We start from the raw sequence: 25,367 nt of genomic DNA, 5'->3' as shown, positions 1-25,367 counted from the left end.
ACCTGAACCATGCCTGCCCCCTGATTGTTGGTAGGCACGAGACTATGGCATTCGAGGCGCACTGTGAATCCTCCGCGCAGCGAGTCAATCAGCCGGCGTCCGTATAAGGCCGAGCCACGCCGCGAAGTCCCGCGCTTTCCGGAACGTCTCGGGCGGCGGCGCCAGGACCGCAATGGCCGTGGCGATCAGCGGCCCGATCCCCGGAATTGTCATCAGCCGCCGCGCTACCTCGTTCTCCTTGGCTCGGCGGGCGATCTCGGCATTGAGCTTTTCGATCTAGGTCGCGAGGTGAGCGCCGCGACCAGCACCTTGAGTGTGGCGATGGCGTCGGCAGGCAGGCTGCTGTCAGGGTCCTCGACGATGGCGATCAGCCGCGCGGCGTTGGCCGCGCCCTGCGGCACGATCTCTCCAAACTCGCCGAGATGCCCGCGCAGGGCGTTGATCGCCTGCGTCCGCTGCCGGATCAGAAGTTCGCGTATCCGGAAGATCATCGCCGCGCCTTGGGTCTCTTCGCTCTTCACAAGCACGAAGCGCATCGTCGGGCGCAGGGCCGCCTCGCAGATCGCCTGGGCATCCGCCGCATCATTCTTTTGCCGCTTGACGAAAGGCTTGACGTAGGCAGGCGGGATGAGCCGCACCTCATGGCCCAGCTTCCCGATCTCGCAGCCCCAGAAATGGGCGCCGCCGCAGGCTTCCATCGCAACGACGCAGCGCCGCAGCTGGCCGAAGAACGCCAGCACCTGATCCCGCCTCAGCTTCTTGCGCAGCACCGCACGCCCGGAGACGTCTGCCCCATGGATCTGAAACACATTCTTCGCCAGATCGAGCCCTATGGTCGTATTTTCTGACATGACCGCTCTCCTTTGTGGATCAACACCGACCCACATTGGCACAGCGATGCCGTCGGGGGGCGGTCACATTATCAGAGCCTGCGCGAGTACCACCGCACCAGCCGGAAGGACGCCGGCCCGGTGATCGTCGCCCGCAAGAGAAATTGAGAGGAGCAATCTGTAAACGATCGCACTGGTTTTGCGCACGGAAAGGCGCAGGCTTCGTCTGGTTTCCGAACTTGGTGGTTGCCTTGACGCGGCTTCCCTGCATTCCTCGGAGGGATCCACCTCCGCCACCCGGGAGATCAACAGCCGTTTGATATTTCGATGTTCTTTCGACCGTCGGCGGCGAAGTGGATTCCGTGTGGATTCCCTGGTGAGGAATCCAGTCGCTAAAAACTGGCGCGCTCAGCCCCCCGTATACGGTTCGGACCCGGGAGGAACCCTGGGTGGGGGGCTGACGTTAAAGCCCGCCGACGTTCGGCCTTGGTGACGTTCCGCGGTGCAGCCGGCTCAGACCCGGACTTGCACTTTTGGTGCTTGCCGGCAGTGCGTTCACCAGTTCGAACAATTTAGCGCCGGTACACGAACTTGGGCAAAACGTCGTCAGCGGGCAAGTTTGCCAGCAGCGAGTCGACCAAAGCTCGGTGCGGCGCATGCCGGCAGACCGGGTCCGTCGCGTGCGGATCGCCGGCCAGCGCCATGGCCTGGCAGCGACAGCCGCCGTGGTCGATGTCGCGCCGGGCGCAGCTGAGGCAAGGATCCGGCATCCAGTCATGCCCGCGAAACTTCTGGAAGGCCGGGCCCTTCGCCCAGATCTCGGCCAGCGGCACCTCGGTCACGCGCTGAAAGCTCAGCTCGGGGATCGTAGCGGCGGCGTGGCAGGGCAGCACCGTGCCCTCGGGGGCAACGTTCAACCCGGTCGAGCCCCAGCCGCCCATGCAGGCCTTTGGGTAATCGGCGTAGTAGTCCGGCGGGACGAAATCGATCGCCATGCGGCCGCGATAGGTCCGCACCGCCTCCGCCACGGTGCGCTTCGCGGCCTCGACCTGGGCGCGCGTCGGCAGAAGCGCGGCGCGGTTGCGCTGCGCCCAGCCGTAGAACTGCACGCAGGCGACTTCGATCCGCCGGGCGCCAAGATCGGCGGCGAAGGAAATCGTTTCGGCCAAGTCATCCAGGTTCTGGCGGTGCATCACCGCATTCAGCGTCAGCGGGAACCCGCGATCCGTGATCGCCCGCGCGACCGCTAGCTTCCGGTCGAACCCACCGCGGTAACCGCCGATCCGGTCGGCGATCCCGGCTCGGACGCCTTGCAGCGAAAGCTGCACATGATCGAGCCCCGCGGCCTCCAGCGCGTCGAGGCGCGTTTCAGTCAGCCCGATGCCGGAGGTGATGAGGTTGACGTACAGATCCGCCTGCCGCGCCGCGGCGACCAGCTCCACCAGATCGCGGCGCGAGGCGGGCTCCCCGCCGGAGAGATGCAATTGCAGCACGCCCAGTTCCGCGGCTTCGCCGAACACGCGGGCCCAGGTGGCAGTATCCAGTTCAGCGTCACGCGCCGACAGCTCCAGCGGGTTCGAGCAATAGGGGCAAGCCAGCGGGCAACGGTACGTCAGTTCCGCCAGCAGCGCGATCGGGGCGGGGGGTGGGGGCAGGTCACGCATCGGCATAATCCACCAGGCGCTGCACCTGCATAACGTCGAGGAAGGCGCGCACGTCGCCTGCGATCTCGTCGCGCGGGGCGTCATAGCGCGCGGCCAGCCGGTCGATCAGTACCGACAGCCGCACCCCTTCGCCCAATTCGCTCAGGATCGCCAAGCCGATCTCGTCCAGCATCAGCGCCCTTTCCGGCCCCAGAAGCGCCGGTAGACCGCGCACCCGGTCCTGATGCAGCCGCACGCCCCGTGGCATCCGGATGAGCGGGTCGGCAAATACGGCGTCGGCCCGGGCAGGGGTCATTGCAGCACCCCCTCTCCGGGTCGCCAGGCGCCGGGCGGCACGTTGCCCGCCACGTATCCATGCCAGAGCGCATCAAGCTGCGCCCAGAGGACATCCGTCTTGAAACTCAGCGCCGCGATCGCAGCCTCCTGGTCGGCGGGGCTCGCGGCATGTGCGAGCACCCAGTTCAGGGCGAACCCCACGTCCTTGGGCGCCTCGTTCAGCCGCTGGCTGAAATAGGCCAGCGTTTCTGCAGTGGCAAAACCGTAATGGGCCAGCAACCCTTCGATCCGGCGGGTGTGAATTGCGGGCGCGAACATCTCGGTCAGCGACGAGGCCATGGCGGCGCTCAGCGGCGCTTCGCGCACGAAGCGCACATAGGCATCAACGGCAAAGCGCGTGGCCGGCATGACCCCACGGCCGGAGGCGACATAGTCGGGGTCGAGCCCGACCCCTTCTGCCAGTTTCAGCCAGCGCCGGATGCCGCCGCCCTCGTCCAGTCTGCCATCGTGATCCTCGATTCGGCTGCGCCATATCCGACGAAGTTGCGGATCGCTGCAACGCGACATGAAGGCCGCGTCCTTCATCGGGATTGAGGCCTGGTAATGCCAGCGGTTGATGACCCAGGCCCGCACCTCGTCCATCGTGCAATCACCCGAATGCAGACGATGGTGAAAGGGATGCTTGTCATGGTAACGCTCGTCGCCGATGAGGCGCAACCGCGCCTCGAGCGCATCTCTTGGAAGCGGCTGCGCGTTCACAGCACGATCTCCATTCCGTCGCGGGCAAGTTCCCACCCGGCCGCGGCGATCTCGGCGCGCTCGCGCGCCTCGGGCAGCAGTACCGGGTTGGTGTTGTTGATGTGGATGTAAACCCGGCGCCCAGTTAGATGCGCCAGCCGCGCAAGGCTGCCGTCCGGCCCCGTCATCGACATGTGTCCCATCCGCGCCCCCGTCTTTCTTCCGGTTCCCGACCGCAGCATATCGTCGTCGGCCCAGACCGTGCCGTCGAAGAACAGCAGATCGGCCTCGGCCAGTCGCGCGCAAAGCCAGTCAGGCAGGTCGGCGCATCCCGGCAGATAGTGGAAGACGCCGCGATCGTCCTCGATCCGCAGGCCGATGGTCTGCTCGCCCACCTGCCGGGTCTGCGGCCAGTCCGTGAAATCCGCGCCCTCCAGATAGAGCGGTACCTTGCCGGGGACGGCATAGGCGGTGATGGTCAGCCCCGGCAACGGCTCGAACGCTTCCTCCAACGTCATCGCGCGGCGCAGGACATACTGGGGATCGAGCACGCCGAATATCGGATTGACGGCCAGCGCCTCAAGCGTCGCCGGCGTGGCAAACAGGTCGAACGCTGTCTTCTCACGCAGGCTCAGAAGGCCGGCGACATGATCCACATCGCCATTCGTGATGACGACAGCGCGCAGGGGGCTGTGTCGCAGGCCGGCTGGATGCAGAGCCGGGCAGGCCTGCATCTGCACGCGCAGATCGGGCGCAGCGTTCAACAACGCCCACGCCGCCCCATCAGACGACACCGCGACCGACGATTGCGTCATCGGGTCGATGCGCCCCTCGCGGACTGCGCCGCAGATCGCGCATCCGCAGTTCCATTGAGGCAGACCACCGCCGGCGCCTGCCCCCAGGATCCGAATGATCATGCGCCGAGGCGCGCTTTCAGAACAGGTCGTCCTGATGCCGATCGTCCTCGGCCGGACCATACATGTTGATCTCCATGCCACAGGCGATCAACTTCGCGACGGGTTTCTTCCAGGCCATTTTCCACTCCTCCTTCACAATTCAGACTCGCCGGGGATAACCTCCAACCGGCGCTCGGACGCTAACAGATAGGGCGGCGCGCAACAATGTAACCAGTGCGGAACAACGGCGTCATCCCTTTCACGAGTTGGACATCAGCCCCGCGCGCCCTCGTGCACGGCATTTAACCCGAAGCCGTCATCGGCGCCGCCGGGAAAGCATCTCCGAGCCGGATGCGTCATTCGCCGCGCGAACCGGCCGCGCCGCCCAGCAGCGGCGCGGCCGCAATGCCTCATTCAGGCGCGATCCGATGGATCTCGCCCTCGTCAATGGCGGTATACAGGGCGCCGTCTGGTCCCAGGACCAGCGACCGGAAGCGGCCGGCCTCCATCGGCAGATCCATCTCGGTCACATCGTTGACCGAAAGGCCATCCTCGGCGATGTCGATCAGGTCGATCCGTTGTCCGACCGGGGTCCCGCCAAAGCCGATCCCCATGAAGCCGACGACAAGGCGGCCGTCCCAGTCCCCCCACTGCTCGCCGGTCAGGAACACGGCGGAAGACATTCCCTGCGAAAGGCCGTTGTTGTTCCATGCCGGCGGCATGGCGTCAGGGTAGGCATCGAGATCGGTCATCGGCATGTAAGCGGCCCGTTCAGCCGGGTCCATCGCATCCATCTGTCCGGGCTCGTAGCCGCAATAGCCGTCGGGGCAATCGCCACGCCCGGCCGTGTTGGGACGCGGGTCCCAGCCCCCATTACCGCCTGGCACAAGTGCGGTGATCTCGTCGGAATGCCAGGGGCCGTGCTCGGCGGTAATCGCTTGGCCGGTTTCGGGGTGAAAGGCGATGCCCTGCACGTTTCGGTGGCGGTAGGTGTAGATGCGCGGGTCGAAGCCCTCGGGCGCGTTGTTGCCCTCTGCGGCGTTGCCGTCGCGGTCGATCCGAATCAGGATCATCTTGTCCAAGGTGAGATCAGACACCACGCGCCGGAGCCTCTGGTTCTCCGTCTCAAGCTCCTCGAGCCGCTTGAGCTGGTCTCGGCTCATGCCGCCGTACTGCTTGCGCCAGCGGCAATACGTCGGCTCCGTCACGCCGATCTGCCGCACCGCGTCGCAAACCGCCATTCCTTGTCCGTGAAGAACTTCCACCTGCCGAAGCTTCAGAACGATGTCTTCGGGTTTGTCTCGCTTTCCTGCCATCTCTCGTCCTCCTGAACTGGATAATACTATCCCAGTTGCTGGACCACTTCAGTGGGGGCACTCCAGACGGTGAGGGCGGGGCGACAATTGGGTGATCTTGCGGTTCGACCGACAGCATGTCAGCTACGCCGCGCCCAGACCCGGGTCCAGAGCCGATCAGGCAATAGCCGCCCCAGTCGAAATACCAGCGAGAAGGCGAAGGGAAAGCTCAGCCGGAAGCGGGTGGTCCGCATGTGATCCAGGAATACGCCCGCCGCCACCTCGGGCTCCAGGATCCCGGGCATGGTGAAATCGTTCTTGGCGGTCTGCCGGGTGCGGATGTAGCCGGGGTTGATCAGCTGCACGTCGACGCCAGTACCCTTCAGATCGACGGCCATGCTTTCGGCAAGGCTCATTAGCCCGGCCTTTGACGCACCATAGCCGATCGCGCCAGGCAGGCCCCGGTAGCCCGCGAGCGAGCCGGTGACCACCACGTGACCCGCGCCGTGCGCCACCATCGCCGGCACCACCGCGCCGAGGACGCGCGCGGCACCGGTCAGATTGACGTCGAGCATTGTCTCGACCTGTTCGGGGTCCCAGTCCCGCGCCGCCTGCGGCCAGTAGACCGAGGCCAGGAACACCAACCCGTCAACCTCGCCCGCCTTCTCGGCCGCCGCGCGGACCGAGGTGGGGTCGCTCACGTCCATCGGCAGCACCTCGGCCGGGCCGGGCAGCGTCGCGGCGAGTTCCTCCAGGCGATCGGACGACCGGGCCGACAGCACGAGCGCAACGCCCGCGCGGCTCATGCGCTCGGCCAAGGCCCGGCCCAGCCCCTCGGACGCCCCGACGAGCCAGTACCTCTTGCCGCGCAGCGGCCTCATGCCGCCTCCGTCCGGTCAAAGGGGCGAAGGATCCGCCGTGCTGCCGGTGGGGTGGAGGTGTCGGTGGCGGTGCTTTCAAGCCGCGTCGCCTTGGCGTGCGCTTCGACGGGGCGCATCGTTGCCACCAGTTCCGCCACCTTCACCCCGAACTTGCGGAACTGACTGCGGTTGATGATCGTACCATTGTCCAGAAGGTACATCCAGTCGGTTACATCCAGCGTCCATCCCCCGGCGTTCTCGGGCAGGCGGATGCGGTAGCGCAACATCACTGTCGCACCGCTTTGCCAGCCTTGCCCCGCGCCGATGATATCGTCAGCCTCGGCTTGGATCCTGCCATCGCCGACGAGTGTCAGGCGCCATTCGCGGTGTTGTTCGTTGCCGCCGGCATAATGGAAATGTTCTGCCAGGCGGCCCTCGTCGCCGTCCCACTGTCCCGTCATCTCGGCGACGAAGCGCGAATTAACCCGCCCGGTCGGGCCGTAGATCACCCCCTCGCAGGCCAGCGGGCCCGAGAGGTTCTGGCGGATATCGACCACTGGCGTGGTCTCGGCGTAATCGTCGGGACGCTGGCCGGCGAAACTGATCCGCCGGGAAAGAAACGCCCAGGCGATGACCAGGCAGATAACAAGAAGAAGCAGGAAATCAGGCATGAAGCGGCTCCCTTTGCAGGGGCGTCGTCGCCAGGGTGGCGATCGCCAGAAGTTTCAGGAGGCAGGGGAGCAGCGCGTAGGTCAAACCCAACGCCAGTAACGCCTGCGGGGGGCTGTCAGGCCCGGTGAAGCCCCGCCATTCCAGAAAGGGCAGGACAGTGATGGCGGTGAGGGCCAGTGTCGCCTTCGACACGAAAGCCCAGAGCGCGAAGCCGGTCGCCGCCTCCGGCAGGATGCGGGCCATGCGCCGGGCGAAGATCGCCGACAGAAGCGTCAGATCCGCCCCCAGCGCCGCGCCCGAGGCAAGGCAGATCAGCGCGAAGGGCAGCACGTCGCCCGGCCCGAGTGTCGCGGCAAAGCCAAAGGCGATGATCGCCAGGACCATCCCGGTCAGCAGCATGCGCTTCTCGCCGTAGCTGCGCGCCGCGCGTGCCCAGAAGGGGGCGGCGACCGCGGCGGACACAAAGAAAAGCAGCAGCATCGGCCCTTCCCATCCCGGGGCCTCCAGCCGGCTTTCGACGAAGAAAAGAAACAGCGTGGAACTCACGGCGACAGGTGCAGCGTTGAGCAGAGCCACGATCAGCAACCGCCGCGCCGGAATATCCGCCAGAACCGCCGAGAAACCGGTGAAGGCCGCACCGGGCGACGGCGCGGCGTGCAGCCATTCCCGGCGCATGATCCAGACCAGGCCCAGGGTCGCGGCGGCAAAGAGGATCGCAAAGGCTTCGAACGGCGGGTTCGGTCCCAGTGCCAGCGCGGTCGGCGCGACGGCGGCGAGGCAGACGCCGATCAGCGCCCCGGTCTCGCGCCAGGCGGCAAGGCGGATATGCCCGTCGCGGCCCATCGCTTCGGCCTTGGCCACCCCCTGTGCGTAAAAACAGATGGTCAGGAAGCTGAAGGCGCTGAAGAGGCCAGTCAGCGTCAGTGCGAACCAGAGCAGCGGCGCAAAGGGCGGCGTGACGGCGAAAAGCCCCAGCATCGACAGCGCCATCACCGCGCCTGCGCCGGCGATCATCGCACCCCGCGCGCCGGCCGTGGCATGGGCCAGCCATCCCAGCGCCGGGTCCTGCACGAAGTCGATCAACCGCAGCGCGAACAGCACCGCCCCCAGCGCCGAAAGGCTGACGCCGAATTCGTCGACATAGAATTTCGGCGCGTGGATGTAGATCGGCAGCCCGGCCATTGCCAGCACGCCCGCAAATCCCCCCCAGGCCGCCGGATGGCTGGAGGCCGAAAGTCCGCCCCGGATCACCGCGACACCTCGTCTGCCGGGGGCAGGGGGCGCGGACGGAACGCCGCCCCCTTCCACCAGAGCTTCAGCGCCTGCCAGTGGATCAACGCCAGCACGCGGCGCGAGCCGAAAGGCCGGCGCAGCATCGCCCGGGTCAGCCCGGCCGAGGTGAGCGGCCGCCGCGGCCCCGCCAGCGTGGCGACGAGCCCGCCCTCGCCATGGCCGTAATCGATGCGGATCGCGATCTTCTCCGGCGCGATGTCGAAGCGGAAGCGATAGTCCCCCTCGACCGGCTGGAAGGGCGAGACATGCAGGATCTTGCGCGCCTGCAATGCGCAGTCGGGTCCGATGGGGCGCTGGTCGTCGTGATGGCAAAGATACGAATGGCGGTCCCCATAGGTATTCGTCACCTCGGCGATCACGCAGCGCAGGGTGTCGTCCCGCCCGTAGCACAGCCAGAAGGCGACGGGGTTGAACACATGGCCCAGGATACGCGGCTGCGCCAACAGCAGCACCTGCCCGTCGGCCGTGTCAAGCCCCGCCCCGGCCAGCACGCGCCGCACCCAGGTGATCCCGTCGCCGCGTCCCGGCACGCCGCCGTGGTCGCTATCGTGCAGCGACACCGGCCCCGGCCTGTTGCGCCGGAACAGCCAAGGCAGGCCCGTGCGTGCCTCGGGGTCGATCAGCAGGTAGTCTACGCCATAGGTGAAGCGGTTGCCCTGCGCGCCCCGCCTTCCGTGAAAGGTATGCCCCGGTATGTGCTGCAGCATGCTCATGCGGCAGCTTCCGCGACGCGCGCGCCCATCGCCTCGACCACGTCGATGGCGCTGGCAAAGCCGTCCTCATGAAACCCGTTGCGCATCCAGGCGCCGCAGAACCAGGTGTTCGCGGTCCCGTTCGCGGCGCGTATCCGGTCCTGCGCCTGCAAAGCCGCCACGTCGAAGACCGGGTGGCGGAAGGTGTGGGTGTCGTAGATCAGATCCTCGCGGATCGGGCGGGTCGCGTTCAGCGTGACGATCATCAGGTCGTCCTGCGGGATCGGCTGGAGCGAGTTCATCCAGTAGCTGAGCGCAATTCGCTCGCGATCCGCCGGCGAATGCTCGGTATAGGTCCAGCTGGCCCAGACCTTGCGCCGCTTCGGCATGACAGAGGGATCGGCATGCAGCACCGCATGATTGTCTTGATAGCCGACCGCGCCCAAGTTGGCCCGCTCGCTCGGCGTGGCGTCGGCAAGCAGGCGCAGCGTCACATCCGAATGGGTGGCAATAACAACCTCGTCGAACCGCTCCCACTCGCCACCCGACACGCGTACCTCAACGCCCATTGGCCCGCGCTTCACGGCGGCGACCGGCGCAGCCGTTCGGATCGCCACACCGCGCGCGCGCATGTCGCGCTCAAGCCGCGTCACATATTCGGTCGAGCCGCCGTTGACCGTGTACCACTGGTGCTGGCCCTGGTAGCCCATCAGCGCGTGGTTCTGGAAAAAGCGCACCATCGCTGCGGCGGGAAAGTCCAGGATCTGGTCCTTCGGGGTGGACCAGATCGCGCCCGAGAACGGTGTCAGGTAGCGGTCGCGGAACCAGGGGCCCAGCTTCAGCGCAGCGATCAGATCGCCGATGGTCATGGCCTGGTCGGTGGCGGTGTCGCTGGCCAACCGGTTGAAACGCAGGATGTCGCGGATCATGCGCAGGAAGCGGGGGTCGGCCAGGCTGCGGCGCGAGGCGAAGATCTGGTCGATAGAATTGAGGTTGTATTCGCACCGGCCGGCGTCGAACGAGGCGCCGAAACTCATGTTCGATGGCACGACAGGCACCTCCAGCGCCTCGAACAACGCGCTCAGGTTCGGATAATTGACGTGGTTGAAGACGATGAAGCCGGTGTCGACCCACTGATCGCCCCTTTTGCCGGCTATCACCGTGCGTGCATGTCCGCCCAACTTCGGCGCCGCCTCGATCAACGTCACGCGGTTGCCGGGCGCCAGCAACCAGGCGGCTGCCATGCCCGAAATACCGCCACCGATCACGGCGATCTTGCGGCTGGCGGCGGTAAAGGTCTCGAAAGGCATGCACGTTTCCTTGCTGTCACACTCCACTGGATACGCGCGGCACCGGTCGGCGGATGACTGCGCAGAAAAATTGCCGCAGACGTGATCCAGCCGGGCCACGACGGCGTAACCTCACCATGTTGCAGATCGTGCGCGCAAACCCGATAACAGACCCGCACAGCGCGCCACCGGCACTTGAATGGATGGCGCGCGGCGGAAAGGGACGGGTAGACGTGTCGGAAGGCAGTGCGACGCAGGGCGAATGGGTCGAGCAGATGCTGCGGCTGGCCCGGCAAGGCGACGAAGCCGCTTTTGCCGAGTTGTTCGATCACTTTGCCCCGCGGGTGAAGGCGTTCTTGATGAAGTCCGGTGCTACCGCCTCGCTGGCGGAGGAATGCGCGCAGGACGTGATGGCGACCGTCTGGAACAAGGCGGCGCTGTTCGACCCGAGCCGCGCCAGCGTGGCGACCTGGATTTTTACTATCGCCCGCAACCGGCGGATCGATGCGCTGCGCAAGGCGCGCCGGCCCGAGCCCGAGGATCTGCCCTGGGGACCCGAGCCCGAGCCCGACCAGATCGATTCGATGGTGCTGCAACAGGAAACGGAACGACTGGGCGAGGCGCTGGCGCTTCTGCCCGACAACCAAAGGGAGCTGATCGAAAAGGCCTATTTCGGCGATCTCAGCCACGGCGAGATCGCCCGGATCACCGGCCTGCCCCTGGGCACGATCAAGTCCCGCATTCGTCTGGCGCTCGAAAAGCTGCGTCAGGCCATGACGTGAAGGTAATAAAGATGATCCGTCATCACCTCAACGATGCGCTTCTGATGGCCTACAGCGCCGGGCAACTGCCCGAGGCCTTCAACTTGGCTGTGGCCGCGCATGTGTCGCTTTGCGACGAGTGTCGCGCGCGGCTGGAAAGCTTCGACGCGGTGGGTGGCGTGCTGCTTGACGACTGCAGCGGGGTAAGCCTGTCTGAGAACAGTTTCGCCGCGACAATGGCCCGCATCAAGGCAGGCGATCCCCAGCCGCGGAGCCCGCGCCAGGCTGTGCCTCGCGGGGTATTTCCCGCGCCGCTGCGCGATTACGTCGGCGGCGATCTGGATGCGGTGCGCTGGCGCTCGGTTGGCGGGGGCGTGCGGCAGGCGATCCTGGCCACTGACCGCGACGCCACGGCGCGGTTGCTCTACATCCCCGGTGGCGTCGCCGTCCCTGATCACGGCCATCGCGGCACCGAATTGACCCTGGTCCTGCAAGGCGCCTTCCGCGACGAGGTCGACCGTTTCGGGCGCGGTGATATCGAGATTGCGACCGAAGAGCTGGACCACACCCCTGTCGCCGAGGAGGGCGATCCCTGCGTCTGCCTCGCCGTGACGGACGCGCCGCTAAGGTTCAACAGCTTCGTACCGCGGATTCTCCAACCCTTCTTGCGTATCTGACAAGGCGGCGGGGACGACGAAAATCGACCAGACGGCCGGTACCCGTGCGTGTATCGGCCTGTTTCTGCCATCCGCTGCCAGACGTTTGCCATACAGGTGCCATACGTTTGCCAGCACCCTCGGAAAGACACCGCAGCCGGCCTCAGCCGTGGTTTCGATCCAGCAGAACGGGCGTCTCGGAAGCTTCGCTGGCGTCTGCGACAAAATCGAAATCGTCGATCCGCCGCGCTCGCCGCGTCGCCTTGTCGGCCGAGATCCGGATCTCGGAAATGTCTTTCGCGGCCTGGCCGAAATGGCGGTCCAGATTTTCGACGCGCGCGCCCAAGCGGTCGATATCCTTGCACCATTCCGCCAATTCACGGCGGATTGCTCCGGCTTGTTCGCGCATCCGCGCATCTTTCATCACCGCGCGCATCGTGTTCAGCGTCGCCATGCAGGTCGTGGGCGAGACGATCCAGACGCGCGCCGTGAACCCCTCGCGCACGATTTCCGCGAAATTGGCGTGCAACTCCGCATAGACCGCCTCCGACGGCAGGAACATCAGCGCCCCATCCGCCGTTTCGCCCTCCAGGATATACCGCTCCGCTATCGCCTTGATATGGCTGCGCAAAGCGGTCCTCAGCGCCCGCCGCGCCTCAGCCACCTGAGCCTCGTTCCCGGCCGCGCGCAGGGCCTCGTAGGCTTCCAGCGGAAACTTCGCGTCAATCGCGATGGGCCCCGGTGGCAACGGCAGATGCACCAGGCAATCCGCCCGCCGCCCGTTCGACAGCGTCGCCTGCATCGTATAGGCGTCGGGCGGTAACGCACGCGACACGATATCGTTGAGCTGGATCTCGCCGAACGCGCCGCGGGTCTGCTTGTTCGACAGGATATCCTGCAAACTTAGAACGTTGCCCGACAGCTTCTCAATGTTCGCTTGCGCCTTGTCGATCGTTTCCAGCCGCGCATGCAGGTCCCCCAGCGACCGCGCGGTCCGCACCGCGCTGCCCTGCAGGTTCTCGGACATGTTCTGCGAGACTTCGGCCAGCCGCTTTTCCATCATCTGCAGCATCTGCGCCTGCGCCTTGGCCTGCGCCTCAGACACATGCTGCAACCCGCCCGCCAGGTGGCTCTGCCCATCCGACAGCGCCTGCACCCGCGTTCCCATCTGGTCCAGTTGCCAGATCAGCGGTTCGGTCGACCGCGCCGCCTTCGTGCTGGCCCGCAGGATCAGCACCAGAAACAGCACAAGGACACCGCCGCCGATCAAGGCCAGCACCATCGGGTCGGAGAGGTCGATCTGTGTACTCATCGCCGCCCGAAAAGTCGTTCGATATCCGACAGGCTCAGCGCGATCCATGTCGGACGGCCGTGATTGCACTGACCCGAATGTGGCGTCGCCTCCATTTCCCGCAAGAGCGCGTTCATCTCCTCCCCGCCCATTCGCCGCCCGGCACGGACCGAGCCGTGACAGGCCATGCGGCTGAGGACCGCGTCGATTCGGGCCTTCAAGGTGCCGCTTTCGCCCAGATCGGCGAGTTCGTCCAGGATGTCGCGCAGCAATGCCGCTGCATCGACCGGACCCAACGCCGCGGGCGTGGCGCGCACCGCGACCGCGTCGCCGCCGAAGGGTTCCACCGTCAGGCCCAGACTTTCCAGATGCTCGGCATGGGCCAGCAGCAGTTGCGCCTCGGCGTGGGGCAGGGGCACGATCTCGGGGATGAGCAGTGCCTGCGATGCAATCCCGGTGGCCTCCATCTGGCGCTTGAGACGCTCGTAGACCAGCCGTTCGTGCGCGGCGTGCTGGTCGACAATTACGATCCCATCCTGCGTCTGCGCGACGATATAGGTTTCGTGCAACTGCGCGCGCGCGGCGCCCAACGGCGCCTCGACAGGGCCAGCCTCGGGTTCGGTTCGGCCGAAGGGGGCAGGTGCTTCGTCCAGCGCCGACGCCTCGGGCGCTTGCGCGTGGAACATCTGGGACAACGTCCCGGCAGCGGGCCGCGCGGGCCAGTCCATCTGATAGATACGCGACGGTTTCGCGCCATCTTCCGCGCGGAACGCGCCAAGCGCGGCCTGCCCCACGGTTGAAGAGGATCGATGCCCGGCCCCAGCCAGCGCATGTCGCAGCGCCGAGACTACAAGCCCTCGCACCAGCCCCGGATCGCGAAACCGGACTTCGGATTTGGCAGGATGGACGTTCACGTCGACCTGCTCGGGCGGGCAATCCAGATGCAGCACCGCGGCCGGGTAGCGGTCGCGCGCCAGCAGGTCGGTATACGCCGCGCGCAGCGCCCCCAGCAGCAGCTTGTCGCGCACCGGCCGGCCGTTGACGAACAGAAACTGCGATACCGCCGCACCACGCGAATAGGTCGGCAGCGCGGCGTGTCCGCTCAGGCGCAACTCGTCGCGGCTCGCGTCGATCCGGACGGCATTCTCCACGAAGTCGCGTCCCAGCAGTCGGCCGAGGCGGGCTTCCAGCGCGTCGAACATCTCGCCCTGCTCGGCATCCAGGCGCAGGATATCGCGCGGAGTGTCGCCGGACATGTCGGTCAGCGTGAAGCCCACATACGGCTCGGCGAGCGCCAGTCGCTTGACCACATCGGCGATCGCCTGCGCCTCGGCCCGGTCGCTGCGCAGGAACTTCAGGCGCGCCGGGGTGGCGTGGAACAGATCGCGCAACTCGACCGTCGTGCCCGAACCACGCGCGGCGGGACGCACCGGATCGAGGCGCCCGCTGCGAACCTCGATCTGGGCCGCATCACATCCCTCGGCGCGCGACGCGAGGGTCAGCCGCCCGACGGCGCCCATCGACGGTAACGCCTCGCCCCGGAAGCCGAAGCTGTGGATGTTCAGAAGGTCCGACCCGTCGATCTTCGAGGTAGCGTGGCGCGCGAGTGCCAGCGGCAGATCCTCGGGCGCGATGCCATGGCCGTCGTCGATCACCCGGATCAGAGTCTTGCCGCCATCCGCAAAGGCGACCTGGATACGACGCGCGCCCGCATCGAGTGCGTTCTCGACCAGTTCCTTGACCGCCGACGCCGGCCGCTCGACCACCTCGCCGGCGGCGATCCGGTTCGCTGCCGTCTCGTCCAGCTGACGAATCGGGGGGCGAACTTGGCCGATATTGGGGCGTGCAGCGTGCATGCCACAATCAATAGCAGCAGGCGGGCTTCTTGCCTAGGGTCAGAAGCCCAGATCGTCCAGTCCCTGCGGCTGCCCTACGATCACGAAATGCAGCGCCTCAGGGTCGATCATCCGACCTGCGACGCGGTGGATATCCTCCAGCGTGAGGGCGCGGACAAGGTCGTTGCGGACGTTGACATAGTCGATGTCGAAGCCCTGGAACTGCATCGAGGCAAGGATACCCGCAATCGACGCGTTGCCGTCGAATCGCAGCGGGTAGGCGCCGGTCAGATAGGTCTGCACGCGCTCCAGATCGGCCTGGGTGATCCCGCCCTCGGCCAGCCATTCCCACTCGGATCGCAGAAGGGCAACAACCTCTCCCACGCGGGAATTGTCGGTCGACAGGCGGCCTTGAAAGCTGTCGCCATGCTGGGCGGTCGCGACCGACGTGCCGATCCCGTAGGTCAGTCCCCGCGTTTCGCGCAACTCGCGCATCAGCCGCGTGCCGAAACGACCGCCGCCGAAGATCTCGTTCATCACGAACGCGGCCATGAAGTCCGGATCGTCGCGCCGGATGCCGGCATGTCCGAAGGCGACGACCGATTGCGGCCCGGGATGCTCGACGACCGTTATCCCGCCCGGCGCGGTGAACGCTGCATGATCCGGCAGGTCCACCGTCGCCTCGGGCAGATCGCCCAGCAGGTCGTCCAGCAATTGGCCCAGGTCTTCGGCCGAAATGTCGCCGGCCGCGCCGACCAGCACGCGGTCGCGGGTCAACGCGGTCCGGTGAGCGGTCAGGATGTCGTCGCGGCTCAGCGCGGAGACAGTTTCCGGCGTCCCTTCCGTGGGACGCGCGTAGGGATGGCCGGCAAAGGCCAGTTCGTTGAAGGTCTGGGAGGCGATGGTGTTTGGGTTCCGCGCGTCGCGTTCCAGCGACGCGATGGTCTGCGCGCGAACGCGGTGCAGCGCCGTCTCGTCAAAGCGCGGATCGGTCAGCGCCATCCGCGCCAGTTCCAGAACCTCGTCACGGTTCTCGGTCAGGGCGCGGATCCGAAGGCTGACCGAATCGCGCCCGGCATCGAAGCGGACCGATCCCGCCGTCGCCTCGACCGCGGCTGCAAACGCTTGCGAATCAAGATCGCCCGCTCCTTCCGACAGCAGTTCGGTCATCAGCGACGTGGCGCCCAGGCGGTCCTCCGTGTCCAGCACGGCGCCGCCCGGAAAGACCACCTCGATGGCGACGAAGGGGATCGAGCGTTCCTCGACCAACCAGGCGCTGAAACTGGCGTCGGTCTCGACCGGCTGGATGTCGATCTCGGCGCGAAGCGGCGTGGCCGCCAGCAGCGTAACCGCCAGAATGCGAACGAAGTGGATCATCCTTCATCTCCCATCAGCCAGCCGGTGACCGACCGTCGGCGGTCCAGCGCGCGGGCGGCCGCGATCACCTCGTCCGGCGTCACCGCCAGAAGTGCGTCCAGCCAGCCCAGCGAATCCTCCAGCGTCAGTCCGATCGACAGGTCCGCGCCGATCGAGCGGGCGCGCGCCGCGGCATCGTCAAGTTCGTAGATCGCGGCGGCGCGGATCTGCATCTGCACGCGTTCGAACTGATCGCTGTCGACGCCCGTCTCGATGAACTCGGCAAGGACCTCATCCAACGCGGCCTCGGCGTCTTCCAGCGTCGTTTCGTTGGTCGGCGTCACGCCCAGTGAAAAGGTGCCGTGGTCGCGGGCATTTCCGCTGTAGCCCGCCCATGCCGACAGCGCGACGCCCCGTTCGTGGGTCAGCTTGCGCTCCAGCACGGATGTCTGCGCCGAGCCACCCAGAAGCGCCGCCAGCATCTGATACGCCGCGGCCTCGGCCTGGTCACCCGCGCGGCGAACCGGCGCCATGTAGACGCGGTTCAGGAACGGCTGCGCGACACGCCCGTCGCGCATGACCAGCCGGCGTTCAGCGAAATGCGGCGGCTCGAGGGGGCGCGCTGCCGTGCGGACATCAGGATTGGCCGGAATCTGCCCGTAGTGACGCGCCGCCATATCGCGGACATCGGCCGCAGAGACGTCGCCCGCGACGATCAGAATGGCGTTGTTGGGGGCGTAGTGCGCCTTGTAGAAATCCGTCGCGGCCCGTTCGTCCAGTTGCTCCATCTCGTGGCGCCAGCCGATGATCGGGATGCCGTAGGGATGGTTCTGAAACAACGTGGCGCGCACCTGTTCGGCAAACACGCGTTCCGGGCGGGACTCCAGCACCTGACTGCGCTCCTCTAGGATGACCGAACGCTCTGGCAGCCAGTCCGACAGATCGACGCGCAGGTTGCCCATGCGGTCGGCCTCCATCTGCATCATCAGTTCCAGACGGTCGGCGGCGACGCGCTGGAAATAACCCGTGTAATCCCACGAGGTGAAGGCATTGTCGCGCCCGCCGTTGGCCTCGACCACGGCCGAGAATTCGCCCTGCGCCATGTTGTCGGTGGCCTTGAACATCAGATGCTCAAGGTAGTGCGCGATGCCCGACTGGCCCGGCGACTCGTCGGCCGCGCCGACCTTGTACCACAGCATCTGCGTGGCGACCGGGGCGCGCCGGTCCTCGATCACGACGACCTGCAGGCCGTTCTCCAGGGTAAAGCCTTGCGGTTCGCTGCCATGGACGCCGGGTTCAGCCGCCTGAAGCGGGCTTGCGGCAAGTGTCAGCAGCGTCACGCAAAACGCGAGCATTGGAAGAAGCGCGCGGTGCGCCATCGGCAGGCTCCGTTCGTTGCGACAGGTCTTGTGCAGATAGAGGCCGCCCCCCCGCCCGGACAAGAGCGATGGCGCGGGCGTGATCTGGCTCAGCGCGACGCTTCCGGCGGGGCCGAGGGCGTGCGCCGCCCGCCGACGCGCCAGCGATCGAGTTCGGCATGCTGATCGAGGCCCTGCTCGCGCCGATAGGTGCGGTGATAGACGTTGACGCCCATCAGCCGCTCCAGCAGCCGGCCGCGATTGCGCTGGCGGAATTCCAGGTCCTCGGCGGCCAGTTGTTCGCGAATGCCGCTTTGCACGCCATGACGGCTGGCATGGGCCAGCAGCGCCGCATCCGAGGCCGGCACGCCCGCGCCGGTTGACGCGCCGCGTCCGCCAAGTGCGGCATAGGCATCGGCGCGCGGATCGGGATCGACCAGGTTGCTGCCGCCGGGGGTCGGCTGGGGCAGGGCGTTGTAGTCGGGCGGCGCCTGCAGCGGGCGGGTCGGAAGGATGGCAAACTCGTCCGGGCCGCGATGCGCCTGCGCGGCATGCATCAACGTCGGCTCCGGGTCGCGCGTGGCGCAGCCGGCCAGCATCGCCAGCGCCAACCCGCCCAGTATTCCTTTACGGATACGCGTCATCGCGTCCCTCCGGTCCCTCGTACTCGGGCCTTCTTAGCGCAGATCGTTGGCATCGTCACGGGGCCTTTTTTCCAGCTTCCTTGCCACCGGAAAACAGTAGCAAACCGACCGCACCGGCAAAGATCGCCACATCGGCGACATTGAACGCATAGGGGTTGCGGAGGCCGCAGCAGGTTACGTTCATGAAATCGGCGACCGCCCCCCAATGCACCCGGTCGACCGCGTTGCCCAGCGCCCCGCCGATCAGCAGACCGGCCGAGATCTGCATCAGCGCCCCGGCCCGTTCGCGCCGGATCCAGATCCAGACCCCGGCCGAGATGGCAAGCGCCAGCGCGACCAGCACCCAGCGCAGCAGGTTCGAGTCCGACGCGAAGAGGCCGAAGTTCACCCCCTGGTTCCAGGCCATGGTGAAATGCACCCAGGGCGGCAGCACCTCGATGATCAGCCGTTCGCGCAGGTTCAGCCCCACGACGACGGCCCACTTCAACGCCTGGTCAAGGACGAAGGTCAGGATCAGGGTCCAGGCCACAAGGCGCATCTCGACGGTCCCTCAGTGCCGGAAGTGGCGCTTGCCTGTAAAGACCATCGCCAGTCCCGCCTGATCGGCCGCGGCGATGACCTCGGCGTCGCGCATCGAGCCGCCGGGCTGGATCACCGCGGTCGCGCCGGCCTCTGCCGCGGCAAGCAGCCCGTCCGCAAAGGGAAAGAACGCGTCCGAGGCGACGACCGCGCCCTGCGTCGGCGGCGCGTCCAGGCCCAGCACCGCCGCCATGTCCTGCGCCTTGCGCGCGGCGATGCGGGTCGAATCGACGCGGCTCATCTGGCCCGCGCCAACGCCGACCGTGGCGCCATCGCGCGCATAGACGATGGCATTCGACTTCACATGCTTCGCCACCCGCCAGGCAAACAGCAGGTCCGCCATCTCGGCCGCGCTGGGCTGGCGGATCGTCACCACCTTCAGATCGGCGTCGGTGACCATCGCCGCGTCACGATCCTGCACAAGGAACCCACCCGCGACCTGACGGAAGGCAAGGCCCCCCTCGCGCGGATTCGGCACTCCCGGCGCGGTCAGCAGCCGCAAGTTGGGCTTCGTGGCGAAATGCTCGATTGCCGCCAGGTCGGCGCCGGGGGCGATCACCACCTCGGTGAAGATCTCGGTGATCGCCTTCGCGGTCGCCAGATCCAGCTTCATGTTCAGCGCCACGATCCCCCCGAAGGCCGAGGTCCGGTCGCAATCGAATGCGCGCCGATAGGCGTCTTCCAGCGTGTCGGCGCGTGCGACGCCACAAGGATTGGCGTGCTTGATGATTGCGCAGGCCGGCCCCTCCGCGGGCAGGAACTCGGCGACCAGTTCATAGGCCGCGTCGGTGTCGTTGATGTTGTTGTAGCTCAACTCCTTGCCCTGATGTTGCGTGGCGCTCGCCACACCGGCACGGTCGGAGCCGTCGACATAGAACGCCGCGCGCTGGTGCGGGTTCTCGCCATAGCGCAGGGACTGGCGCAGCGTGCCGGCGAAGGCGCGGCGCCGCGGGGTCGCCTCGGCCACCGCTTCGGCTATCCAGGTCGACACCGCGGCATCATAGGCGGCTGTCCGGGCAAAGGCGCGCTGCGCCAGCATCTTGCGAAAGCCAAGCCGCGTCTGCCCGTCATTGGCGTCAAGCTCGGCCAGCAGCGCGGCGTAATCCTCGGGGTCGGTCAGCACCGCGACATGGGCGTGGTTCTTGGCCGCCGCGCGAATCATCGCCGGCCCGCCGATGTCGATGTTCTCGACCGCCTCGTCATACCCCGCGCCGCGCGCCACCGTCGCCTCGAACGGATAGAGGTTGACCACCAGCAGGTCGATCGGCGCAATGCCCTGGGCGACCATCGCGCCGACATGCGCCTCGTTGTCGCGCAGCGCCAGCAACCCGCCATGTATCTTCGGATGCAGCGTCTTCACCCGGCCGTCCATCATCTCGGGAAAGCCGGTAACCTGGGCGACGTCTTGCACCCCCAGCCCCTCGGTCCGCAGCACTGCGGCGGTTCCGCCGGTCGAGATGAGGTCGATCCCGCGCGCGGCCAGCGCATGGGCAAGCTCGCGCAGCCCGGCCTTGTCGGAGACCGAGATCAGCGCGCGGGTCATCGGGGCAAGGTCGGGCATGGGCATCCATTCAGCATCAGGACAGGCGGCGGCTCAATCGCGCGCGCCGACGGGGGCGAGGACGTCCGGCGGCAGCGCCAAGTCGTCGTCCCGGCCGATGTCGCGGATCGCCCGCGGCGTATCGCGCGCCATCGCCAGTGTCCAGTTGATCTGTCCCGCAAAGCCGTCGATCGTGGCATGGATCACGATCTGCTGCGCCGGCCGCGGCTCGGGGCAGGTCGGATCAAGATAATCCGACGGCTCCAGCGCCAGCCGGCCCTGCCCTTCGAAGTGGAACAGCCAGACCTCGCCCGAGCGCAGGCGCAGCGTGATCGCATGTTCCGGCCGGTCGGCCGACGCCTCGACATCGGGATGCAGATGGAAGCGAAGCGCGAAGTTGACGCCACGGCCACGCCCGCCCCCAAGTGCTGCGTTGAATCTCCGCCGGTCTGCCGGGGCCAGCGCGGCAAGCCGATCCTCGCCCAGCAGCATGCGGCCATCGGCGCTGAGCGCGAGCCCGCGTGAATGGGTCAATCCGAATGCCGGCAGCCAGCCATCGTGGCTCAGCAGCAGGGTCGTTCCGTCGGCGTCGCGGCTGCGCTGCAGTGTCACCCCCTGCGGGCCGGCGACCAGCCGCTCCGTCTGGTTGGCCGCATTCAGATCGAACCGGGCCGAGGAGACACCCTCGACCGAAAGGGTCGAATGCGCCTGCGTCTGGCGCCCGGCGCGTTCCCAGGCCATGCCGAAGACGGCGGCGGCGCCACAGCTGACGATCAGCGGCCGGCGGTGCGACGTCAGCTCGAACGCCAGGGTCGAGGCATTTGCCCGCCCGCCGTCCGCGCCCTTTGGGGGCGGTGCGGCGTCGACGATCAGGCTGGTCCGCGCACCCTGCGCGCGGGCATACCCCATCGCGCGGCCCGCCGCCTCGGGCCCGCCGTGGATCAGCGGGGGCTGGCCATAGAGCGTCAGCGCCCGTTCCAGTTGCCCGGGCAGCCCCGCCCCGCCGCCATGAAACCGTGCCAGCCCCCCGTCGGCATGGCGCAGATAGCGCAGCACCGGCGCGATCCGCTCAAGCGTGTCGATCACCGCGTCGGGCGGATCCCGCTCGGCCGCCAGCATCGTCGAGGCGGCCCAGACCAGATGCGTGAAGACCTCCAGCAACTCCTCGGGGTTGCGGCTCGCGATCGCGCCCTCGGCATCGACCGTGTCGAGGGTGGCGCGGGCAAGCCCCAGCGCGGCGGGCGGCAGCAGCACTTCGAGCCCGTCGAGCCAGAGTGCGGCGGTGATCAGCCCGGTCAGCGCCTCGATCCGCGGCAGGCCGGGGGGGGACAGGTGCCAGCGCCGCCCCAGAAAGCGCGCCTGCCGGCCGAGCGCGGCGCGCAGGCGAACCTCGGCGGCCTGATCCTTCCGCGGGAGCAAAAGGCTGGCATGGGTGATCCAGCGCGTCACCCGCCGCCCAGTCAGGTCCGGCTCCCATCCCGGGCCGGCGCCGCGGCCGAACTGTGCGATCCAGCCGGCGACGTGGTCGCGCGCCGCCGTCCCCGCGCGCCCGTCCCCGACCGCGGCCAGATGATCCAGCCAGCCGAACCCGTGCAGATCGCGCGCAAACCGCTCCGAGGGCGGGTCGATCGCCCAAGGGTCGGCCGCGCTGACCCGCGCATCGCCCAGCGCCCAGTCGCCGCGCGCCAGCCGTTGCCCGACACCGTAATGGCCGATGAAGAAGGGTTCGGGCGCGGCGCTGAAACGCTCTGGCACGGGTGCATGGCCGGCCCGCCAGGCCGCCAGCCGGTGGCCCCAACGGATGCGCCTTGCCCGCCAGTTCTGCGCCATGAATGCCCTCGAACGCTACGCCTCTGGCATAGCGGCTGCGCAGGTCCTTGTCACTCGATCCGCGTCATCCGGGCAATGAAGAACCCGTCGATGCCCCCGCGCGCGCCGGGATCGTCCGGCCGCGTCCGCCAGCCGCCCCCGGCAGCGCGGCCAAGGGGCGGCGCCGGCAGCGGCGACAGCGCTAGGCGCCCGCCGTGCCTCGCCAGCGCGGCCGCGATCTGCGCCTCGCCTTCCTCGGGCAGTAGCGAGCATGTGCAGAAAACCAGCGTTCCGCCGACCCGCACCATCTCGACCGCCCGGTCGATCAGGCGCGCCTGAAGCGCGACCAACCCGGCCAGATCGGCCTCGCGGCGCACATGCGGCAGATCCGGGTGGCGGCGGATCGTCCCGGTCGCCGAACAGGGCGCGTCCAGAAGAACGGCATCGAAAGGATCGGGCGGCACCCAGTCCAGCGCATCGGCAACGACGAGCCGCGCCGACAGCCCCGTGCGCTCCAGGTTCGCGCGCAGCCTCCGCATCCGCGCGTCCGAAAGGTCCAGCGCCGTGACCTCGGCGCCGCCGTCGGCCAATTGCATCGTCTTGCCCCCCGGCGCCGCGCAGAGGTCGAGCACGCGCATCCCGGGTTGCGCCCCGATCAGCGGCGCGGCCAGCGCCGCGGCGGCGTCCTGGACCCACCAGCGCCCCGCGGCATAGCCGGGCAGGGCGGAAACCTGAGGTGTTCCCGCCAGCCGAAGTGTGCCGCGCGGCAATTCCGCCACCGGACCGGCGGCGTCGGCCAGCGCGGCGACAAGCGCGCTGCGGTCCTCCGGCGGCATGGCCGCCAATGTCAGGTCCAGCGGCGCGCCCGCCAGATGCGCGGCCTCGATCGCCTCGACAGACCTGCCCCCCCAGGCCAGGATCAATCGCTTGCGAAGCCAGCCGGGCAGGCGCGGAACCGGCAGCCGCGCCCAGGCGTCGGGCGAGATCTCCGCCACGCGGCGCAGCACCGCGTTGACCAGCCCCGCAAAGGCCGCGCCCTTCGGCACTGCCCGCGTCGCGGCGACAGCGCCATCCACCACGCCATGCGCGGGCGCGCCAAGTTCGCACATCTCGACCGTCGCCAGCCGCAGGATCGCGTGGACACGCGGCGGCGGCAGCTTGCGCAGAAGCGGCTTCAGGACGGTATCGGCGCGCGACAGATGCCGAAGCGTGGTCAGCGCAAGCCTCCGGGCGCGGGCCGCCCGCGCGGGGTCTGTCCCGCCCGGCGCATCGTCGATCATCTGCCGCTCGCCCAGAACCCGGTACAGCATCGCCGCGGCCAACTGGCGCGGGTCGGGCGCAGCACCTTGTTCGCGAGGGGCGGGACGGGGCATCGGGTCTCCTTGCCGGGGTGGGGTCGGGGCACTATTCTGCCCTTAGACCACCCCCCGTGCCTAGGCCAGAGCGAAGATCCCGATGACCGACCACCCAAAAGACCTGCCGCCCGCCGCCCAACGCGCGCTTGCCGAGGCGGACGAACGCCGCAAGGCCGCAGAGGCGGCGACGAACGCCCTGCCCAAGGAACTCGGTGGCCGCAAGGGGCCAGAGCCCGTACGCTACGGCGACTGGGAAAAGAAGGGGATCGCGGTCGACTTCTGAAGCGACTCAGCGCAGGCGAAAGTCGGCGTAGTCGCCCTGTCCCTGGTCCGAGATGAAGCGCACGGTGTTGCCGTCGCGCAGCACGGCCTGGCAGTTGTAGCCGATATCCGTCCCGCCCCAGTCCAGGCCACGACAGAAAAGACCGTTCTCCCAACGCCATTCGCCCGTGACCGGCCATCCGAAACCACGGCCCTCGATCTCGCCGGTCGGGGTCACCTGCAGGCGGATCCCGAACCGGGTCAGGTCACGGCCGACCACCGTCTCGGTGAACTCGGTTGGGGTCACGATCCGCTCGAAGGCAGCGGCGGGGGTGGCGATCGGGGCGGCAAGCCCGGCGATGAGGGCGGCAAGGGCGAGCGGTCGCATGGCATCTGCTCCTTTCGGCTACAGGGGTCTGCGACGTCTACGTGCAGCACGGCATGGCGGATCATCGGCGCCGCTTATCCCGGCAGAATCTTGCCCAGCCCCAGCACGTCACGCATGCCGTATTCACCCGGTGACTTTCCCTGCGCCCAAAGCGCGGCCTTGAGCGCGCCGCGCGCATAGATCGCGCGGTCGGTGGCGACATGGCCCAGCGTCAGGCGCTCGCCATTGCCGGCAAAGACCACCTCATGCTCTCCGACGATGTCGCCCCCGCGCAGCGCCGCAAAGCCGATATCGCCCCTGTTGCGCGCGCCGGTCATTCCGTCGCGCCCGCGCGCCGAGACCTGCGCCAGATCGACGCCCCGCCCCGCCGCCGCCGCATCGCCCAGCATCAGCGCGGTGCCCGAGGGCGCATCGACCTTGTGGCGGTGATGCGCCTCGACGATCTCGATATCCCAGTCGGGGTCCAGCGCGGCGGCAACCTGACGGGTCAGTTCGACCAGCAGGTTGACGCCGAGGCTCATGTTGCCGGCGCGGACGATGACCGTGCCATGCGCGAGTTCGGCAAGGGTGGTCAGGTCATCGGTCGAAAAGCCCGTCGTGCCGATGACATGGGCGACGCCTTGGTCCGCCGCGACGCGGGCCAGCGCCAGGCTGGCCGCCGGCGTGGTGAAGTCGACGACCGCACGCGCGCCGGCCAGCGCCCGCGCGGGATCGTCGCTGACCGTGATACCGGATGCAGCGCCGCCCATCGCCTCGCCCAGATCGCGGCCGACCCATTCGTGCCCGCGCCGCTCCAGCGCGCCGGCCAGTTCCGCCCGTTCGCTTTCGGCGATGACCTGCACCAGCATACGGCCCATCCGGCCCGATACCCCGTTGACGACGATTCCCACCCTGTCCGGCGCCATTTCCTGCCCTCCGTTTGACCCTGCATAGCGCCCGGGCGAAACGGGGAAAACCGCGAATTCGGCCCCCGCCGGGCAGCGGGATCGATGCCCTCGTCCGACGGTCCCGCAAGTGGTTGAAATTAGG

Annotated in this window: 24 protein-coding genes and 3 pseudogenes; 3 read left to right on the top strand and 24 right to left on the bottom strand. The window is 67.7% G+C overall.

The genetic code is table 11. From position 1 onward, the window contains the following. Positions 1 to 93: 93 nt before the first annotated feature. The 13 genes and pseudogenes from IM708_RS16770 to IM708_RS16715 form a co-directional block, all read right to left on the bottom strand. Positions 94 to 851, bottom strand: a pseudogene (locus IM708_RS16770) (IS110 family transposase); the annotation flags it as partial. Between the two features lie 551 nt (positions 852 to 1,402). Further along, on the bottom strand, positions 1,403 to 2,494 hold the full coding sequence (pqqE, locus tag IM708_RS16765) for a pyrroloquinoline quinone biosynthesis protein PqqE (protein ID WP_209427735.1): 1,092 nt from the start codon (positions 2,492 to 2,494) through the stop codon (positions 1,403 to 1,405). Beyond that, on the bottom strand, positions 2,487 to 2,789 hold the full coding sequence (gene pqqD / locus IM708_RS16760; protein WP_245243265.1) for a pyrroloquinoline quinone biosynthesis peptide chaperone PqqD: 303 nt from the start codon (positions 2,787 to 2,789) through the stop codon (positions 2,487 to 2,489). The genes pqqE and pqqD overlap by 8 nt, the downstream gene beginning before the upstream one ends. Then, positions 2,786 to 3,529: a pyrroloquinoline-quinone synthase PqqC gene (gene pqqC, locus IM708_RS16755; protein ID WP_209427734.1), complete on the bottom strand. Its 744-nt coding sequence runs from the start codon at positions 3,527 to 3,529 to the stop codon at positions 2,786 to 2,788. Before pqqC ends, pqqD begins: the two co-directional genes overlap by 4 nt. Further along, entirely contained in the window at positions 3,526 to 4,425 is a 900-nt protein-coding gene (gene pqqB, locus IM708_RS16750; RefSeq protein ID WP_209427733.1) for a pyrroloquinoline quinone biosynthesis protein PqqB, read from the bottom strand. The genes pqqC and pqqB overlap by 4 nt, the downstream gene beginning before the upstream one ends. Before the next feature lie 16 nt (positions 4,426 to 4,441). Continuing rightward, a complete protein-coding gene (pqqA, locus tag IM708_RS16745; RefSeq protein ID WP_209427732.1) occupies positions 4,442 to 4,543 on the bottom strand; it encodes a pyrroloquinoline quinone precursor peptide PqqA in 102 nt (33 codons plus the stop codon). Positions 4,544 to 4,814: 271 nt separating this feature from the next. Next, positions 4,815 to 5,477, bottom strand: a complete 663-nt coding sequence (locus IM708_RS16740; protein WP_245243267.1) for a PQQ-dependent sugar dehydrogenase — start codon at positions 5,475 to 5,477, stop codon at positions 4,815 to 4,817. Then, positions 5,469 to 5,720 (bottom strand): annotated as a pseudogene (locus tag IM708_RS21355) (transposase); the annotation flags it as partial. The pseudogene IM708_RS21355 and the gene IM708_RS16740, both read right to left, overlap by 9 nt. A 119-nt stretch (positions 5,721 to 5,839) precedes the next feature. Next, entirely contained in the window at positions 5,840 to 6,580 is a 741-nt protein-coding gene (locus tag IM708_RS16735; protein ID WP_209427730.1) for an SDR family NAD(P)-dependent oxidoreductase, read from the bottom strand. 101 nt (positions 6,581 to 6,681) lie between these two features. Continuing rightward, a pseudogene (locus IM708_RS16730) lies at positions 6,682 to 7,230 on the bottom strand (DUF3833 domain-containing protein); the annotation flags it as partial. Then, on the bottom strand, positions 7,223 to 8,482 hold the full coding sequence (locus tag IM708_RS16725) for an MFS transporter (RefSeq protein ID WP_348524989.1): 1,260 nt from the start codon (positions 8,480 to 8,482) through the stop codon (positions 7,223 to 7,225). The pseudogene IM708_RS16730 and the gene IM708_RS16725, both read right to left, overlap by 8 nt. Continuing rightward, entirely contained in the window at positions 8,479 to 9,237 is a 759-nt protein-coding gene (locus tag IM708_RS16720) for a DUF1365 domain-containing protein (RefSeq protein WP_209427728.1), read from the bottom strand. The genes IM708_RS16725 and IM708_RS16720 overlap by 4 nt, the downstream gene beginning before the upstream one ends. Then, positions 9,234 to 10,526, bottom strand: coding sequence for an FAD-dependent oxidoreductase (locus IM708_RS16715; protein WP_209427727.1), 1,293 nt, complete (start codon positions 10,524 to 10,526; stop codon positions 9,234 to 9,236). Before IM708_RS16715 ends, IM708_RS16720 begins: the two co-directional genes overlap by 4 nt. Positions 10,527 to 10,780: 254 nt before the next feature. On the opposite strand from IM708_RS16715, the gene IM708_RS16710 reads away from it, so the two are divergent. Together IM708_RS16710 and IM708_RS16705 are read left to right on the top strand one after the other, a co-directional pair. Beyond that, the gene (locus tag IM708_RS16710) at positions 10,781 to 11,287 is read left to right on the top strand and encodes a sigma-70 family RNA polymerase sigma factor (RefSeq protein WP_245243266.1); all 507 of its coding nucleotides are present in this window, start codon (positions 10,781 to 10,783) and stop codon (positions 11,285 to 11,287) included. 11 nt (positions 11,288 to 11,298) lie between these two features. Beyond that, on the top strand, positions 11,299 to 11,943 hold the full coding sequence (locus IM708_RS16705) for a ChrR family anti-sigma-E factor (RefSeq protein ID WP_209427726.1): 645 nt from the start codon (positions 11,299 to 11,301) through the stop codon (positions 11,941 to 11,943). A 142-nt stretch (positions 11,944 to 12,085) separates the two neighbouring features. Here IM708_RS16705 and rmuC read toward each other — a convergent pair whose 3' ends face one another. From rmuC to IM708_RS16660, 9 genes are all read right to left on the bottom strand, one after another. Continuing rightward, a complete protein-coding gene (gene rmuC / locus IM708_RS16700) occupies positions 12,086 to 13,234 on the bottom strand; it encodes a DNA recombination protein RmuC (RefSeq protein ID WP_209427725.1) in 1,149 nt (382 codons plus the stop codon). Continuing rightward, positions 13,231 to 15,069: a DNA mismatch repair endonuclease MutL gene (gene mutL, locus IM708_RS16695; protein ID WP_209427724.1), complete on the bottom strand. Its 1,839-nt coding sequence runs from the start codon at positions 15,067 to 15,069 to the stop codon at positions 13,231 to 13,233. Before mutL ends, rmuC begins: the two co-directional genes overlap by 4 nt. A gap of 39 nt (positions 15,070 to 15,108) precedes the next feature. After that, complete coding sequence (locus tag IM708_RS16690) at positions 15,109 to 16,425, bottom strand: pitrilysin family protein (RefSeq protein ID WP_209427723.1); 1,317 nt, start codon at positions 16,423 to 16,425, stop codon at positions 15,109 to 15,111. Next, positions 16,422 to 17,783 (bottom strand): pitrilysin family protein, encoded by a 1,362-nt coding sequence (locus IM708_RS16685; protein ID WP_209427722.1) that lies wholly within the window; start codon positions 17,781 to 17,783, stop codon positions 16,422 to 16,424. Before IM708_RS16685 ends, IM708_RS16690 begins: the two co-directional genes overlap by 4 nt. An 89-nt stretch (positions 17,784 to 17,872) precedes the next feature. Beyond that, entirely contained in the window at positions 17,873 to 18,406 is a 534-nt protein-coding gene (locus IM708_RS16680; protein ID WP_209427721.1) for a DUF3035 domain-containing protein, read from the bottom strand. A gap of 55 nt (positions 18,407 to 18,461) precedes the next feature. Beyond that, the gene (lspA, locus tag IM708_RS16675) at positions 18,462 to 18,944 is read right to left on the bottom strand and encodes a signal peptidase II (RefSeq protein WP_209427720.1); all 483 of its coding nucleotides are present in this window, start codon (positions 18,942 to 18,944) and stop codon (positions 18,462 to 18,464) included. Positions 18,945 to 18,956: 12 nt separating this feature from the next. Then, positions 18,957 to 20,546, bottom strand: a complete 1,590-nt coding sequence (purH, locus tag IM708_RS16670; RefSeq protein WP_209427719.1) for a bifunctional phosphoribosylaminoimidazolecarboxamide formyltransferase/IMP cyclohydrolase — start codon at positions 20,544 to 20,546, stop codon at positions 18,957 to 18,959. Positions 20,547 to 20,579: 33 nt separating this feature from the next. Then, positions 20,580 to 22,355 (bottom strand): heparinase II/III family protein, encoded by a 1,776-nt coding sequence (locus IM708_RS16665; RefSeq protein WP_209427718.1) that lies wholly within the window; start codon positions 22,353 to 22,355, stop codon positions 20,580 to 20,582. A gap of 50 nt (positions 22,356 to 22,405) precedes the next feature. Beyond that, complete coding sequence (locus tag IM708_RS16660; protein WP_209427717.1) at positions 22,406 to 23,707, bottom strand: transcription antitermination factor NusB; 1,302 nt, start codon at positions 23,705 to 23,707, stop codon at positions 22,406 to 22,408. 82 nt (positions 23,708 to 23,789) lie between these two features. On the opposite strand from IM708_RS16660, the gene IM708_RS16655 reads away from it, so the two are divergent. Continuing rightward, a complete protein-coding gene (locus tag IM708_RS16655) occupies positions 23,790 to 23,972 on the top strand; it encodes a DUF1674 domain-containing protein (protein ID WP_209427716.1) in 183 nt (60 codons plus the stop codon). Positions 23,973 to 23,978: 6 nt separating this feature from the next. On the opposite strand, the gene IM708_RS16650 is transcribed toward IM708_RS16655, so the two are convergent. Both IM708_RS16650 and dapB read right to left on the bottom strand, forming a co-directional pair. Further along, positions 23,979 to 24,338 (bottom strand): dihydrodipicolinate reductase, encoded by a 360-nt coding sequence (locus IM708_RS16650; protein WP_209427715.1) that lies wholly within the window; start codon positions 24,336 to 24,338, stop codon positions 23,979 to 23,981. A 74-nt stretch (positions 24,339 to 24,412) separates the two neighbouring features. Continuing rightward, positions 24,413 to 25,243: a 4-hydroxy-tetrahydrodipicolinate reductase gene (gene dapB / locus IM708_RS16645; RefSeq protein ID WP_209427714.1), complete on the bottom strand. Its 831-nt coding sequence runs from the start codon at positions 25,241 to 25,243 to the stop codon at positions 24,413 to 24,415. Positions 25,244 to 25,367 lie beyond the last annotated feature (124 nt).

The organism is Pararhodobacter sp. SW119, assembly GCF_017811755.1.
Classification (GTDB): Bacteria; Pseudomonadota; Alphaproteobacteria; order Rhodobacterales; family Rhodobacteraceae; genus Pararhodobacter.
Note: the sequence above shows the minus strand (reverse complement) of the source record. Positions and strands in the feature narration are given on the sequence as shown.